This window comes from Nonomuraea sp. NPDC059007 (assembly GCF_042740555.1).
GTDB lineage: Bacteria > Actinomycetota > Actinomycetes > Streptosporangiales > Streptosporangiaceae > Nonomuraea.
In genome coordinates this window covers 63,252-77,212 of record NZ_JBHYJD010000010.1, presented here as the reverse complement: position 1 = coordinate 77,212, position 13,961 = coordinate 63,252, and the positions used below count along the sequence as shown (strand labels likewise).

Here is a 13,961-nt window from a genome sequence, read left to right as displayed (position 1 = left end):
GGTGACTGCGCTGAACATCGAACTGACCGGGGAGATCGCGGTCGTGACCGGCGTGCTGGGCCGGCTCGGCGCGGTCTGGACCGACGCGCTGCTCGGCGCGGGCGCCAGGGTGCTCGGCCTCGACATCCACGCCGAGCTGAGCGCGGAGCTGGCCGAGACCCTGACCCGCCACGGCGACGAGCGCTTCGTGCTCGCCAAGGCCGACATCACCGACCGGCTCAGCCTGGGCGCGGCACTGGAGTTGTGCCTGGCCGAGCTGGGCCGGCCGGCCATCCTGGTCAACAACGCCGGGATCGACCAGCCGCCGTCGGCCGCCACCGGGAGCTGGACGTTCGAGGACATCCCCGACGAGCGCTCGGCGGCCGTGCTGGACGTCAACCTGCACGGCACGCTGCGCGCCTGCCAGGTGTTCGGCGCCGAGCTGGCCAGGAACGGCCGGGGCTCGGTGGTCAACATCGGCTCCCTCTACGGGACCATGGCCCCCGACCCCCGGCTGTACGAGCACCTGCCGCTCGACCCGCCCTTCCTCAAGCCGCCCGCGTACGGCATGTCGAAGGCCGGGGTGTCCGCGCTGACCCGGTACCTGGCCGCGCTGTGGGGCCCGCGCGGCGTGCGGGTCAACACGCTCTCGCCCGGCGGCGTGCTCGGCGGCCAGGACCCCGAGTTCCGCAGGAAGTTCAGCGCCAAAGTGCCCCTGCAGCGGATGGCCCGCCACGAGGACCTGGCGGGCCCGCTGCTCTTCCTCGCCTCCAACCAGAGCAGTTACGTCACAGGAACGGAGTTGCAGGTCGATGGCGGCTACGTCTGCTGGTGAGACCCGCACGCTGGCCTGGGTGCCGGTGAGCGAGATCACGCGCGTGCTCGGCGGCATCGAGGACCCCTGCCGCCGGGCCCACGCCTTCGCCACCCTCACCAGGATCAACACCCTCTACATGATCATGCGCGCCGGATCCGGGCACCTCGGGTCCAGCTTCAGCGCCGCCGACGTCATCAGCCGGCTCCTGCTCGAAGAGCTGCGCGAGGACGACCTGTTCTTCTCCTCCAAGGGCCACGACGCCCCCGGCCTGTACGCGGCGCTGATCGGTCTCGGCCGGCTGGAGGAGGACCTTCTGCACCGGCTGCGCCGCCTCGGCGGCCTGCCCGGCCACCCCGACGTCGGCACCCCGCACATGCCCTTCAACACCGGCTCGCTCGGCATGGGCATCTCCAAGGCCAAGGGCGTCGTGCTGGCCAACCGGCTGCTCGGCCGCGACCAGCGCGTCTACGTGCTGACCGGCGACGGCGAGCTCCAGGAGGGCCAGAACTGGGAGGCCCTGGCCGGCGCGGCCCGCTCCGGCATGGGCGAGCTGACCGTCATCGTCGACCACAACAAGATCCAGTCCGACACCTGGGTACGCGACGTCAGCGACCTCGGCGACCTGGAGGCCAAGTTCACCGCGTTCGGCTGGGCCGTCCTGCGGTGCGACGGGCACGACCAGGAACAACTGGCCGCCACCTTCGCCCGCCGCGCCGACGATCACGCCGACCGGCCCGCCGTGATCATCGCCGACACGGTGAAGGGCGCGGGCTGCGCGCGCTTCGCCGCGACCTCGATGCGCGAGGACGAGTGGCGCTACCGCTTCCACAGCGGCGCGCCCGCCCGCGAGGACTACCTCGCCGCGCACGGCGAGCTCCTCGACGCCGCCCGCGCGAGCTGCGGTCCGTTCGGGCTGAGCACCGCCCAGGACCAGCCCCCCGTCAAGCTCCAGACACCCAAACTCCCCGAGGTGTACGGCGAAGCCCTCGCCGACCTGGCCGCCCGGGACGCCCGGGTGATCGCCCTGGACGCCGACCTCGTGCTCGACACCGGCCTGATCCCGTTCTGGCGCCGCTTCCCCCTGCGCTTCGTCGAATGCGGCATCGCCGAGCAGGACATGGTCTCGATCGCCGGGGGCCTGGCCTACCGGGGGCTGCTGCCGTTCGCGCACTCCTTCTCCTGCTTCCTGCACGCCCGGCCGAACGAGCAGATCTACACCAACGCCACGGAAGGCCGGAAGGTGATCTACGTCGGGTCGCTGGCCGGGCTGCTGCCAGCCGCGCCCGGCCACTCCCACCAGGCGGTCCGCGACGTGAGCGCGCTGGCCGCGATGCCCGGCCTGGTGATCCTGGAGCCGGCGAGCCCCGAGGAGACGCGGGCCGCGGTCGACTTCTGCGCGAACACCCCGCACAGCGTCTACCTCCGGCTGGTCAGCGTGCCCTGCCCGCCGGAGACCGCCACGCTGCCCGCCGCGCCGCTCGTGCCCGGCCGGGGCACCGTCGTGCGCGAGGGCGGCCGGACCGTGGCCATCGGCTCGGGGCCGATCGTCCTGGCCCAGTTGCTGCGCGCGGCCGAGGCGCTGGCCGCGACCGGCCTGGAGCTCACCGTGGTCAACCTGCCCTGGCTCAACCGCGTGGACGCCGGCTGGCTGGCCGACCTGGCCGGCCGCGCCGACCGGCTGTTCGTCGTGGAGAACCACTACACCAGGGGCGGCCAGGCCGACGTCGTGGCCAGGACGCTGCTGGAGCTGGGCCTGCCCGGCCCGCCCGCCTTCCTCGGGATCGGCGTCGAGGACGTGCCCCGCTGCGGGCGCGACGACGAGGTGCTCGCCGCCCACGGGCTGAGCCCCGAGCACCTGGCCGACACCATCCGTAAACACGTTTCCTGAAAGGACCACAGTGGAGACCGTCTACAACGACATGCCGCGCCCTCCGCAGGAGATCATCGACGCCTTCCGCGAGGTGTTGAAGGAGTACAGCCCGAGCTGCCTGGTGACCGACGCGCGCCGCCGTACCGGAGCCATCGGGGGGTTGCTGCCGGTGCTGCCGCACCACAAGATCGTCGGGCCCGCGATCACCGTGAACCTGTCCATCGACGACCTCGTCGACTGCATGCCGGTGCTGAGCAGGGCGCGGCCGGGCGACGTGATCGTGCTCGCCTGTCACCGCTCCACCAGGACCGCGATGTGGGGCGGGCTGATGTCCACGCTCTCGCTGAAGGCGGGCGTCGCGGCCGGGATCGTGGACGGCGCCATCCGCGACGTGGACGAGATCCGCGACCTGAACTTCCCGGTCTGGTACCGCGGCACGGTGCCCAGGCCCTCGCCCACCGCCGTGCACAACCGCACGGAGCCGGTGCAGGTGAACGTGCCCGTCGTGGTGGACGGCCAGGTCATCCACCCGGGCGACATCATCGTGGCCGACGAGAACGGCATCGCCGTCGTCCCCTCCGCCGACGCCCAGGACGTGCTGGAAGGCACCCGCGTGCAGATCGGCAAGGAGAAGACGATCCGCGACAAGATCAACTCGGGGGCGACCGTGTCCGAGCTGCTGGCCGAGTTCGGCCACCTGTAAAGGAGACGCGGGGGAATGCGGATCTACCTCACCGGAGCCGACGGGATGCTCGGCACCGCACTGCGCGCCGCGCTGGCCGCCGACCCGCTCACCGCGGGCTGGGACGTGCGCGGCGTCTCCGTGGCCGACTTCGACATCGGCGACCCCGGCGCGGTGCGCGCCTCCGTCGAGGACTTCGCGCCCGACGTCGTCGTCCACACCGCCGCGCACGCGATCGTCGACGAGTGCGAGGCCGACCCGCAGCTCGCGCTGCGCGTGAACGTGGCAGGCGTCCGCAACGTCGCGGACGCCTGCCGCAGGACCGGCAGCCGCCTGGTCTACGTCTCCAGCGACTACGTCTTCGACGGGGCCGACACCCCCGACGGCGGCTACCGCGAGACCGACACCCCGGGCCCGCTCAGCGTGTACGGGCTGAGCAAGCTGGCCGGCGAGCGCATCGCGGCCACGGTCGACGACCACCTCGTCATCCGCACCTCCTGGCTGTTCGGCGGCAGCGACGAGCGCACCGACAATGTGCTCGCCATGATCCGCCAGACCGAGCGGGGCGAGCGCGTACGCCTCATCCACGACCAGTTCAGCTGCCCCACCTACACCGTCGACCTGGCCCGCGCCATGGTGCTGCTGCTCAAGCGGGGCACCGCGGGGACGCTCCACGTGGCCAACACCGGCTCGGCCAGCTGGTTCGACGTCGCCAGGGTGGCGCTGGGGCGCGAGGGCCGGGCCGCCGAGCCGGTCGCGCTCGACGACTGCGGCTTCCTCGGCCGCCGCCCGCGCAACTCCACCCTGAGCACCGGCCGCCTGAAGCACCTCGGGATCACCATGCCGGACTGGTCCGACGCGGTCTCCCGCTACCGCACCCACCTCTCCACAGGGAACGGGAGAACATGAGCAACCGACCCACCTGGCGTACCTGGTCGGGCACCGCGCGCTGCGCCCCCGCCACGCTGCTGGCGCCGACCCGCGAGGAGGAGATCGTCCACGCGGTGCGCACCGCGGCCAAGGCCGGCCGCACCGTGCGCCCGGTCGGCACCGGGCACTCCTTCAACCAGCTGGCCTGCACCGACGGCACGCTGCTCGACCTGACCCGCTTCCGCGGCGTCGCCGGCGTGGACCGCGCCGCCGGGACCGTCACCGTGCGCGCCGGAACCTCCTTACACATGCTGAGCACCGCCCTCGACCGCGCCGGGCTGGCGCTCGGCAACCTCGGCACCATCGCCGCGCAGACCGTCGCCGGGGCGCTGGCCACCGGCAACCACGGCACCGGCCTGACCCATCCGCCGTTCTCCGGCCAGGTCACCCGCCTGCGCCTGGTCACCGCCGACGGCTCCGTACGCGAGTGCGACACCCGCGAGGACCCCGAGCTGTTCCGGTGCGCGCGCACCTCGCTCGGCGCCCTCGGCGTGATCACCGAGGTCACGCTGCGCGTGGTGCCGCGCTTCAACCTGCGCGCCGTACTCGGCCGCGAGCCGCTCGACGCGCTGCTCGAACGCTTCGGGGAGTGGGCGGGCAGCGCCGAGCACGTCTCGTTCTCCTGGCTGCCGTGGGCCGACGGCGCCGCCACCCGCGCGCTGGACCGCACCGCCGCGCCGCCCACCCCGCGCGCCGCGCTGCACCGCTACGACAGCACGCTGGCCGAGGTCCGCTGCGGCCTGTCCGGCCTGGCCGGACGGCTGCGCCCCGGCATCGTCCCCCGCCTGGGCCGTACACCCGCCACCGGCGAGCGCGTCTCCTACGTGGACACCGCCCACCGGGTCTTCGCCTTCCCGCAGCCGATCAAGTTCCTGGCCATGGAGCACGCGCTGCCGCTGGAGAACATCCCCGCCGCGCTGGCCGGGCTGCGCGGCGCGCTGCGCCGCTTCGGCCACTACTCGCCGTACTCGGTGCTCGTGCGCGTAGGCGCCCCCGACGACTCCCCGCTCAGTCCCGCGTACGGCCGGCGGACCGGCTACGTCAACCTGTGCGTGCCCAGGACGGCGGGCTACATCGAGATCCTGCGCGTCGCCGAGCCCGTGCTGCGCGACCTCGACGCCCGGCCCCACTGGGGCAAGGCGCACACCGCCACCGCCGAGATCCTGCGCCCGCGCTACCCGGAGTGGGAGAGCTTCGCGCGTGTGCGCGCCGCGCTCGACCCCGACGGCGTGTTCGCCAACGACTACCTCGGCCGCGTCCTCGGCCCCGTCCACGCAGGGCAGCCCGCGTGATGGCCGTCCGGGGACTGTTCTTCGACTTCGACGGCCTGCTCTGCGACACCGAACGGGCCGCCCGGCAGTCCTGGCGCGACCTCTACGCCCGCTTCGGCCTCGCCTTTCCCGAGTCGGTGTGGACGGCGATGACCGGACGCTCCTCCGGCGCCGACATCGCGGCCGGGCATCTCGGGCGCACGCTCGGCCGCGCGGTGACCGAGGAGGAGGTCGCCTGGCGGCTGGCCCGCAAGCAGGAGCTGTCCGACGCCGAGCCGCTGCGGCCCGGCGTACGGGCGCTGGCCGGGGAGGCCGCGCGGCGCGGCATCCGGCTCGCGGTGGTCTCCGGCTCGCCGCGCACCTGGGTGGCCGGGCACCTCGGGCGGCTCGGGGCGCTCGAGTGGTTCGACCACCTGGTCACCGCCGACGGCGGCATCGCCGCCAAGCCCGCTCCCGACCTGTACCTGCTGGCCCTGCGGCGGTGCGGGCTGCGGGCCGAGGAGGTGCTGGCGCTGGAGGACTCCGAGGTGGGGGTCGCCGCCGCGCGGGCCGCCGGACTGCGCTGCGTCGCCGTGCCCAGCGCCGCCGGCCGCCACGCCGACCTCGGCGCGGCCAGCGCCGTCCTCGACACCCTGTACCAGATCTCGCTCGACGGCCTGGAGGTGGCGGCCGCATGACGCACGCACTCGACACTGAGGCCGCAGACACTCAGGCCGCCGACACCCAGGCCCCCGACACCCTCGCCTCGCTGGCCGCCCGCGGCAGCGGGCATCCGGAGTGGATCTGGCGCGACGGCGCCCTCGTGCCGTGGGAGCAGGCCACCGTGCACGTCAACGCGGTCGGCCACGCCTCGGTCGCCGCCGTCTTCGAGGGCATCAAGGCCTACCTCGCCGCGGACGGGCGCCGCCTGCTGGCCTTCCGGCTCGACGACCACCTGCGCAGGTTGTTCGACTCGGCGCGGCTGTGCCGGCTCGACCTGCCCGGCGGCGTGGACGACCTGCGGGAGGCCATCCTCGGCCTGCTGCGCGCCAACGCCTGCCGTACCGACACCTACATCCGGCCGTGGGCCTTCCCGCGCGGCGTGATCCGCGAGCAGATGGTCCCGGCGGGCACCCGCTGCGAGATCGTCGTCGACAGCTGGCCCTTCCACAGCCACCTGCTGACGCCGCGCGGCTGCCGCGCCGCGGTCAGCTCGTGGATCCGGGTGAGCGACGCGTCCATGCCGCCGCGGGCCAAGACGTTCTCCAACTACCACAACGGGCGGCTGGCGATGATGGAGGCCAGGGAGAACGGCCACGACTGGCCCATCCTGCTCAACGACCGGCACAAGGTCAGCGAGGGTCCGGGCGCCTGCGTCGCCCTCGTGCGCGACGGTACGGTGATCACCCCGTCGCTGACCAGTGGCCTGCTGGCCGGGCTGACCAGGGACAGCGTCTGCGCGCTGACCCGCGACCTCGGGCTGGCGCTGGAGGAGCGGGAGGTCGACCGCAGCGAGCTCTACCTGGCCGACGAGGTGTTCTTCATGGGCACCGCCTGGGAGATCCTGCCGGTCACCGCCGTCGACGGGCGCCGCGTCGGCGACGGGACGATGGGGCCGGTGACGGCGCGGCTGGAGCGGGAGTACGCGGCGATCGTGCGCGGACGCTCCGAGCGCCACCCGGAGTGGCTGACCGAGATCCCCCTCTGAGGGGGCCCGGACCACCGAGCCCCCCGCCCCGCGTTCAGATCGCGAAGGATTTCACCATGTCGACCGTCTCCCGCGCGCACCCCCACGAGAAGCTGAACCCGGCGCCGCCGTGCGCGTAGTTGTGCACGATGCGGGTTCCCGGCTCGCTCTCCAGGCAGACGTTCTGCTTGCGGAAGGGCCGCAGGCCGGCGCGTACCGGCTCGACCGGGTCGATCTCCGCCTTGCCGATCGCCGGCATGAACTGCACGCACCGGTTGTACATGTCGCGTACCGGCTGGTGGTTGTCGAGGTTGATGTCGGTGCTCCACTGGTCGGGCTCGGCGAGGCCGCCCAGCACGACGAGGTTCTCACCGCGGGGCACGATGAACACGATGTCCTGCTCGTCCCCGTTGCGCTCGTCGTGGGAGACGCAGTGCGCCTCCTCGATCCTCGGGATCCGGCTGCCGTCGTTGAGCACCCGCACCAGCGCGCCGCGCAGCGGGTACATGGGCACCCCGTGCAGTTCGGCCGCGCCGAGGCCGGTGCAGTTGACGATCGCGTCCACGCCGTACGCCTGGTGCAATTCGCGCTCCTGCCCACGCAGCAGGCCGGAGACCCGCGCCCGCACGACCTTGACCCCGGCCTCCTCCGCCTGCCGCAGCAGCCAGCCGGTGTAGGTGTCGGTGTCGATCATGGGGGCGAGGTGCCGGTAGGCGTCCTGGATCCCGTACGTCGGGTTCACGCCGTTGGCCGAGGCGAGGCCGGGGTCACGCTCGAACCCGCGTACCCTGACGGCCAGCTCGTTCATCTTGTTCTGGTCGTGGACGTGCTGCTCGACACGGTGGGTGAAGTAGAAGTTCGAGACCCGCATGAACACGCCCGTCGACGGGTCGGCGGCGAGGCCGTCGAAGATCTCGTACGACTCCATGCACCACCCCTTCGAGCGCGACAGCGAGATCTGGTCATGGTGGTAGCCGCACACCGCGGGCGGCCACTCCCACAAGGCGCCCGCCACCACGGACACACACTGCGCGGCGTCCTTCTCGGCGGCGACGACGACCTCGAACCCGGCCCGCGCCAACGACAGGGCCGTGGTCAGGCCGCTCACACCGGCGCCGATCACAAGGACGCGCTCGGCCCGTTTCCTGATGATCTCGGTCATGGCTGCAACCCCTCATTCGTGCGGAAAGGTGAAGACGCTGGTGGTACGCATCGGCGGCTGCGTGGACGGGCTGATGATCGGCCCCGAGCCGGCCGGGATGGCGCGGATGAACGACGAACCCGCGTAACCGCGGTCGGTGAAGAAGAAGCTCCAGGCGGCGATCCAGTCGGCCACCTCGCCGCTTTCCGCGTCGCAGACCGGCTCGGCCTGCGGTGTCACCCGCCGCTGGACGATGTAGCCGTCGCCGGTGTGCGCCGCCACCGCCTGCCGCCACTCCCGCTCACCGGCCGTCCACCCGGCGACCGTCCCGGTGCCGGCGTAGCCGACGCGCGGCTTGAGGATGAGCGATTCGCGCTCGGCCAGCGCCCGCTCGACCACGTCCGTGCCCGACAGGGCCCGCGTCCACGGCAGCACCCGGTCGATCAGCGCGGACTCCTCGGCCGTGAACGCCGCACGCCAGCGCGGGTCCGACAGCAGGTACATGCAGCCCTTGTTGGAGTAGAGATAGCTGTCGAGCGTTGAATGGAGAACCGTCCGGCCCGATTCGTGGGCCCGCACTATCGGCTCCACGACCTCTTCTCCCGACGGGTCGGAACATATTTCGTCGACCGAGAAATAGCGCAGGACCATGTCGACAGGCGTGCCGTCCAGAAAGAGCTTTCCGGCCTTTTCCTTGAACTGGCCCGCCTCGGCGAGCCGTACGTCGAGCCCGGCCGCGCCCATTTGCTCTTGCAGCACCTGCATACGGTGCCCATAGGCGGCCAGGCCGTCCGTCCATTCGGTCATGGCCACCACCGGGCTGTCGCCTTCCGCCACCGGGGCGGCGATGTCGTGCAGGGCCGCGGCGAACTCGGCGGCCGTGTCGGAGAACCCGAGCCGGTGCTCCTCGGCGAAAGCCCGGAACTCGGGCACCTCCAGCAGCGCCCGGTTGACCGCCGCCTGGTCGAGCCCGCCGAGCGCGCTGCAGATGTTGAGCTCCAGCAGCTTGAACGCCGAGCCGTCGAAGTACACGTCAGGGCGGGCGTACCTGGGCGGATTGCGGGTCGCGTTCCTCGTCATCACCGCGGCGTGCCGGGGACTGACACCCAGCGTCGCGCAGTACGCCGCCAGGTCGCCGTCGAACAACCGCCACGGCAGCGACACCAGCAGATCCAGGAACGGCCGCAGATCGGCGGCGAACTCACGCAGCCGCGACTCACCGGCGAACCACGGCCGATCGGCCAGCCGCTGCCCGTAGGCGTGGGCGAAGGCCGGTGAGAACGGCGCCCGCCGTACCGCGTCACGCAGGCCGGATCGCTCGTCCAGACATTGATCGATGTAATGCTTGGTCACGGAATTCGGCATGGCGGAATCCCCTTCTGAACATACGTGGGAAAACGGCGCGCCCCGTCCTGCCTGCGCCCGAAGTTCCTCCCCGATTACCCCTTGGAGGCGACGTTATGGGCCCCGGCTGCGGCTGCCAATCTATTCGGGCTGAGCCGAATCGAGGGCCTTTCAGTATTCCTTAAAGATGCACCGGAGAGTTTTTCGCTGGTGGTCGGGGGTGCGGCTGGATAAACTCGGCGCGGGCGTCGGCCCTGTAGTATCCATCGACTTTCCGACGGCTTTCCACCGACACAGACAGGGGCTCACCGCATGTTGCGCACCTTCATGAATTCCAAGATCCACCGGGCCACGGTCACCGACAGCGACCTGAACTACGTGGGCTCGCTCACGCTCTCGCCCGAACTGCTGGAGGCGGCGGGCATCGGCGTCCACGAACTGGTGCACGTCGTCAACGTCAACAACGGCGCCCGGTTCGAGACGTACACGATCCTTGGGACGCCGGGCGCCAACGAGGTCGTGGTGAACGGCGCCGCGGCCCGGCTCGTCCAGCGCGGCGACACCGTCATCATCATCACCTACGCCCAGCTGGCCGAGAACGAGATCGCCGACCACCAGCCCCGGGTGATCCTGGTAGACGAGCAGAACCGCATCCTCGAACCCGCCCTGACCTGACCATCCAGGAAAACCCGGCGCCGGCCCCGCCCGCCGGCGCCGGGGAGCCCTCCCGGGGCGGGCGTACCATCCTGTCCGGGTGACGAAGACGACTCTCACGGGGATCGTGCTGCTGCTGCTCGCCGGCTGCTCCGCTCCTCCCAGGCAGGCGCTGATCGACAGCGCGGACGAGAAGTGCCGTGTCATCAGCGAGCGGTTCGCCGGCGACCTGGCCTACGGCGACGGGATCGGCGCCGACGACTCGCCGGGCATCCGTGAGCGCGTGGCCCTCCTGACGGACCTGCACGACCACACCCGCCGGTTGCCCAGGCCGGAGACCGGCCAGGCCGAGCTGAACGACTGGCTGACCAAGCTCGCCGACTACACCGCCGACCTCCGCAAGATGAGCGGCATGATGGAGTCGCCGCAGGTGGCGGACGTCCTCCGGGTCATGCAGGCGGGCATCGCGATGGAGTCGGCGAAGGCCGTGGGCCAGGCGGCGCGCCGCTTCGGCTTCAAGGACTGCGCCAGGACCGAGAACTGGGAGCACATCGCTTCCTGACCGGAACCCGGACGTGCCTGCCGACCGTTCGACCCGACGATCCGCGAGCGGAAGCCGTGGTCTTCACGCGCCTGCCCGGCGGACAGCCTCCTGGCCACACCGAGAGTCCGACCAGCGAGGTGCAGTTCACGCCCGGGTAGAGCTCGAAGGCGAGCGCTCGGCGAGGGAAGGAACGGCCGTCGGCCTTCCCGGTGACCTTGCCTGGAACGTCAGACACGCCAGCGGGACGCGCGGATGGCGGTGAAGATGCCCTCAGGTGGAGGGCTGGGTCATGCTGGTGGACGATACTGGGATTGAACCAGTGACCTCTTCCGTGTCAGGGAAGCGCTCTCCCGCTGAGCTAATCGTCCTGGGATTATTCAATTGTCGAACGAGCGGAAGACGGGATTCGAACCCGCGACCCTCACCTTGGCAAGGTGATGCTCTACCACTGAGCCACTTCCGCATGGCGCTTGACCTACTTTAGCGGATCCTGGCGGTCCGCCGTACAACCGAGGTGGAGACGGGATTTGAACCCGTGTAGACGGCTTTGCAGGCCGCTGCCTCGCCTCTCGGCCACTCCACCAGGAGATCGCACTCCGAGCGGAAGACGGGATTTGAACCCGCGACCCTCACCTTGGCAAGGTGATGCTCTACCACTGAGCCACTTCCGCGTGTGTCCGGCGGTGAGCGCCGGTCACGGGAAAACCATATCGCTTCCGTGGAGTGCCCGTGCGCACCGCGCGTGTACGGGTCTCACCTGACGACCCGCACGTCCTCCGCCCGTACGAACATCACCCGGTGCCCGAGCTGGATCTGGTGGTAGCGCAGCCGTCCCTTGACGGTGTCGTGGCGGGCGGGGTGGATGGAGTCGGCGCGGTGGTAGGTGCCGGTCAGGGTGAGGCCCGCGGAGTAGGACTGGCCGCGGCGGATGACGTAGTTCAGGGGGACGTGGCGCTGGAAGCGGCTGCGCGATCCGGCATAGGCGGATTTTTCGGGGTACGCCCGGCCGTACACCCGCACCTTGTCCTTCACCGGCGTCACCAGCGGGCCCGCGGCCGGGATGGCGGTCGGCGCGGACGGCGGGTTGTGGAACCAGGCCCTCTGACCCAGGTACCAGATCGCGGTCCACTCGCCCTCGCGCCCGGCCACGGCGAACCGCTGGCCGGTCGAGGCGCGGGCGCTGTGGTCGTACACGCTGTAGGTGCTGCCCTGGCCCACGCGCTTGCCGATGTCGTCGACGAGCGGCGCGTCCTCGCGCGGTGCGGTGCGCAGCCACACCGACGCCGAGCCCTGCGACGGGCAGGCGCGGGCGGGGCGCTTGCTCGAACAACCGGTGTAGCGTTCGCGGTGCTCGTCGAAGCCGGGGCGGATGACGACCGAGTCGCCGTTGCCTGACGGCTTGAGCGGGGCGTCCATGAGGGCGAAGTAGCGGGCCCAGTCCCAGTACGGGCCGGGGTCCTCGTGCATGCCGGGCACGGTGCTCGGGGTGGTGCCGGGCACGTTGTCGTGGCCGATGATGTGCGCGCGGTCGAGCGGCACCTTGTACACCGACGCCAGGTGCTTCACCAGCCGCGCCGACGAGCGGTACATCGCCTCGGTGTACCAGGCGCCGCCCCTCGCCAGATAGCCCTCGTGCTCGATGCCGATGGAGCGCGAGTTGATATCCCAGTTGCCCGCATGCCAGGCAATATCGCGATTTCGCACGTGCTGGGCGACATGCCCGTCGCGGGAGCGGATGGTGTAGTGCCAGCTGACGTATCGGGGATTGCCCACCATGGACGGCACGCCCGCGTAGGAGCCCTCGGTGTCGTGGATGACGATGTAGTCGACGCGCCGCGGCCGGTTCAGGCGGTCGTGGTTGCCGTAGTCCTTCTTCTTGCCGAACCTCTTGAAGGCCGCGGGCATCCACTCGCAGTCCAGCGAGGTCGGGCACTCGGCCGGGTTCGCCGCCTTCCGCATCGGGCGCGCGGGCGGCACCGCCTCGGGCGCGGCGGCCAGCCGGACGAGGGAGCCGTCCTCGGTACGGCGGGCCGCCCCCGTCCTCATCAGCGCGAACACCTCGTCCGCGAACCCACGCGACCCCGCGTACCGCACGACCGCGTCATACCAGTCCGCCGGAGCCCCGCTGGGCCGCGCCTGATAGGAGGCCAGCAGCGCCGCCCCGCCCTTGATGTTCGCGGCCGGATCGCGCCGCAGCCGCGCCGCCCCGATCCCGCTCAGCCGCGCCGCCTCCCGCAACGTGTCCTCAGGAGCCTCGGCGGAACCCGGATCGTGCGGCGTCGTGGGCGGCCGCATGGGGCGGGCGTCGTCGCCGCGCGGGTCGCCGTCGTGATGATGACCTTCCGGTACGGCCGCGCCCCCGTCCACCAGATGCATCGGCCCATAGCCCCCGGACACGCTCGGCAGCCCGGCGTGGTCGTCCCACCGCGACTGCAGATAGGAGACCCCGAGCAGCACGCTGACCGGAACGCCGTACTCCCGGGCGGCCTCGGCGAAGTCGCCCTGCCGTCCGGGCTGGGGGGTGGGTGCGGTCAGGAGGCCGGTGGCGAGGGTGAGGGCGATCCAGTGTGGCATGACAACTCCCACGGAAAGGCAGCATACAACTACATAGAGTAATCATGCCCTGTGAGAAGAGTGTCACCCGGGGCGTGCGATGCGTATGTGGTCCGATTTTGCGGCCTTGCGAGGCAAAGGCACGGGACGAAGTCGCCAATTCCTGCCCGATTTCGGGCAGGAAGTTGTTTGAACCTGGCCCAGATGCGTAATGTCCTCGACTGTGTCCACGGCACGGCATCCCTACGAAGAGCTCATCGCGCACCTGACCAGGACCAGTCCGCTGGGCCCCGGTGAGGCGGCCCGCGTGGTCGCCGAGGTGCTGGCGTACTTCTCCGAAACGGTGGAGGAGTTCGTCCGGCGGCGGCACGCCGAGTTGAAGGCCCGCGGCCTCACCAACGACGAGATCTTCCCCAGGATCGCCGCCGAGTTGCCGGGACGCCGGGTCGCGGCACCGGAGCTGTCCCTGCGCCAGCTGCGCCGCATCGTTTACGGATAAGAGAGGACGCC

Annotated in this window: 13 protein-coding genes and 4 tRNA genes; 10 read left to right on the top strand and 7 right to left on the bottom strand. The window is 71.3% G+C overall.

Annotation, left to right across the window (positions count from 1 at the left end):
* The first annotated feature begins 1 nt into the window (after position 1).
* Genes ACFWY5_RS18575 through ACFWY5_RS18545 form a run of 7 tightly spaced genes read left to right on the top strand, consistent with a single transcriptional unit; the run spans position 2 to position 7,236 of the window.
* Positions 2–814: an SDR family oxidoreductase gene (locus ACFWY5_RS18575; RefSeq protein ID WP_379633203.1), complete on the top strand. Its 813-nt coding sequence runs from the start codon at positions 2–4 to the stop codon at positions 812–814.
* Positions 792–2,684 (top strand): transketolase C-terminal domain-containing protein, encoded by a 1,893-nt coding sequence (locus ACFWY5_RS18570; RefSeq protein ID WP_379633201.1) that lies wholly within the window; start codon positions 792–794, stop codon positions 2,682–2,684. Before ACFWY5_RS18575 ends, ACFWY5_RS18570 begins: the two co-directional genes overlap by 23 nt.
* A 10-nt stretch (positions 2,685–2,694) precedes the next feature.
* Positions 2,695–3,369, top strand: coding sequence for an RraA family protein (locus ACFWY5_RS18565; RefSeq protein WP_379633199.1), 675 nt, complete (start codon positions 2,695–2,697; stop codon positions 3,367–3,369).
* A gap of 15 nt (positions 3,370–3,384) precedes the next feature.
* Positions 3,385–4,257: a dTDP-4-dehydrorhamnose reductase gene (gene rfbD / locus ACFWY5_RS18560; protein ID WP_379633197.1), complete on the top strand. Its 873-nt coding sequence runs from the start codon at positions 3,385–3,387 to the stop codon at positions 4,255–4,257.
* Entirely contained in the window at positions 4,254–5,570 is a 1,317-nt protein-coding gene (locus tag ACFWY5_RS18555; protein ID WP_379633195.1) for a D-arabinono-1,4-lactone oxidase, read from the top strand. Before rfbD ends, ACFWY5_RS18555 begins: the two co-directional genes overlap by 4 nt.
* Positions 5,570–6,226, top strand: a complete 657-nt coding sequence (locus ACFWY5_RS18550; protein ID WP_379621656.1) for an HAD family hydrolase — start codon at positions 5,570–5,572, stop codon at positions 6,224–6,226. Before ACFWY5_RS18555 ends, ACFWY5_RS18550 begins: the two co-directional genes overlap by 1 nt.
* The gene (locus ACFWY5_RS18545; RefSeq protein ID WP_379633193.1) at positions 6,223–7,236 is read left to right on the top strand and encodes a branched-chain amino acid transaminase; all 1,014 of its coding nucleotides are present in this window, start codon (positions 6,223–6,225) and stop codon (positions 7,234–7,236) included. The genes ACFWY5_RS18550 and ACFWY5_RS18545 overlap by 4 nt, the downstream gene beginning before the upstream one ends.
* A gap of 34 nt (positions 7,237–7,270) precedes the next feature.
* Here the strand turns inward: ACFWY5_RS18545 and ACFWY5_RS18540 are convergent, their stop codons facing one another.
* Together ACFWY5_RS18540 and ACFWY5_RS18535 are read right to left on the bottom strand one after the other, a co-directional pair.
* Complete coding sequence (locus ACFWY5_RS18540; RefSeq protein ID WP_379633191.1) at positions 7,271–8,377, bottom strand: FAD-dependent oxidoreductase; 1,107 nt, start codon at positions 8,375–8,377, stop codon at positions 7,271–7,273.
* A 12-nt stretch (positions 8,378–8,389) separates the two neighbouring features.
* Positions 8,390–9,709 (bottom strand): hypothetical protein, encoded by a 1,320-nt coding sequence (locus ACFWY5_RS18535; RefSeq protein WP_379621566.1) that lies wholly within the window; start codon positions 9,707–9,709, stop codon positions 8,390–8,392.
* 303 nt (positions 9,710–10,012) lie between these two features.
* Here ACFWY5_RS18535 and panD point away from each other — a divergent pair, with 303 nt between their 5' ends.
* Together panD and ACFWY5_RS18525 are read left to right on the top strand one after the other, a co-directional pair.
* The gene (gene panD / locus ACFWY5_RS18530; protein ID WP_379621564.1) at positions 10,013–10,375 is read left to right on the top strand and encodes an aspartate 1-decarboxylase; all 363 of its coding nucleotides are present in this window, start codon (positions 10,013–10,015) and stop codon (positions 10,373–10,375) included.
* Between the two features lie 79 nt (positions 10,376–10,454).
* A complete protein-coding gene (locus ACFWY5_RS18525) occupies positions 10,455–10,916 on the top strand; it encodes a hypothetical protein (protein ID WP_379621562.1) in 462 nt (153 codons plus the stop codon).
* A 275-nt stretch (positions 10,917–11,191) separates the two neighbouring features.
* Here the strand turns inward: ACFWY5_RS18525 and ACFWY5_RS18520 are convergent.
* The 5 genes from ACFWY5_RS18520 to ACFWY5_RS18500 all read right to left on the bottom strand — a co-directional run bounded on the left by ACFWY5_RS18520 (position 11,192) and on the right by ACFWY5_RS18500 (position 13,472).
* Positions 11,192–11,266, bottom strand: a tRNA-Val gene (locus ACFWY5_RS18520).
* A gap of 23 nt (positions 11,267–11,289) precedes the next feature.
* Positions 11,290–11,361 (bottom strand) — tRNA-Gly (locus tag ACFWY5_RS18515).
* A gap of 49 nt (positions 11,362–11,410) precedes the next feature.
* A tRNA-Cys gene (locus ACFWY5_RS18510) sits at positions 11,411–11,481 on the bottom strand.
* Positions 11,482–11,497: 16 nt separating this feature from the next.
* Positions 11,498–11,569, bottom strand: a tRNA-Gly gene (locus tag ACFWY5_RS18505).
* Between the two features lie 82 nt (positions 11,570–11,651).
* Positions 11,652–13,472 carry an N-acetylmuramoyl-L-alanine amidase gene (locus ACFWY5_RS18500; RefSeq protein ID WP_379633189.1) on the bottom strand — a complete coding sequence of 607 codons (1,821 nt, stop codon included), beginning with the start codon at positions 13,470–13,472 and terminating at the stop codon, positions 11,652–11,654.
* Positions 13,473–13,662: 190 nt separating this feature from the next.
* Here ACFWY5_RS18500 and ACFWY5_RS18495 point away from each other — a divergent pair, with 190 nt between their 5' ends.
* On the top strand, positions 13,663–13,950 hold the full coding sequence (locus ACFWY5_RS18495; protein ID WP_184962258.1) for a hypothetical protein: 288 nt from the start codon (positions 13,663–13,665) through the stop codon (positions 13,948–13,950).
* Positions 13,951–13,961 lie beyond the last annotated feature (11 nt).

Excerpts from the sequence above, each read along its gene's own strand:
- ACFWY5_RS18495 (WP_184962258.1), top strand. The coding sequence starts at position 13,663 with ATGTCCTCGACTGTGTCCACGGCACGGCATCCCTACGAAGAGCTCATC.
- ACFWY5_RS18540 (WP_379633191.1), bottom strand. The coding sequence starts at position 8,377 with ATGACCGAGATCATCAGGAAACGGGCCGAGCGCGTCCTTGTGATCGGC.
- ACFWY5_RS18570 (WP_379633201.1), top strand. The coding sequence starts at position 792 with ATGGCGGCTACGTCTGCTGGTGAGACCCGCACGCTGGCCTGGGTGCCG.
- ACFWY5_RS18500 (WP_379633189.1), bottom strand. The coding sequence starts at position 13,472 with ATGCCACACTGGATCGCCCTCACCCTCGCCACCGGCCTCCTGACCGCA.
- ACFWY5_RS18555 (WP_379633195.1), top strand. The coding sequence starts at position 4,254 with ATGAGCAACCGACCCACCTGGCGTACCTGGTCGGGCACCGCGCGCTGC.
- rfbD (WP_379633197.1), top strand. The coding sequence starts at position 3,385 with ATGCGGATCTACCTCACCGGAGCCGACGGGATGCTCGGCACCGCACTG.
- panD (WP_379621564.1), top strand. The coding sequence starts at position 10,013 with ATGTTGCGCACCTTCATGAATTCCAAGATCCACCGGGCCACGGTCACC.
- ACFWY5_RS18550 (WP_379621656.1), top strand. The coding sequence starts at position 5,570 with ATGGCCGTCCGGGGACTGTTCTTCGACTTCGACGGCCTGCTCTGCGAC.
- ACFWY5_RS18545 (WP_379633193.1), top strand. The coding sequence starts at position 6,223 with ATGACGCACGCACTCGACACTGAGGCCGCAGACACTCAGGCCGCCGAC.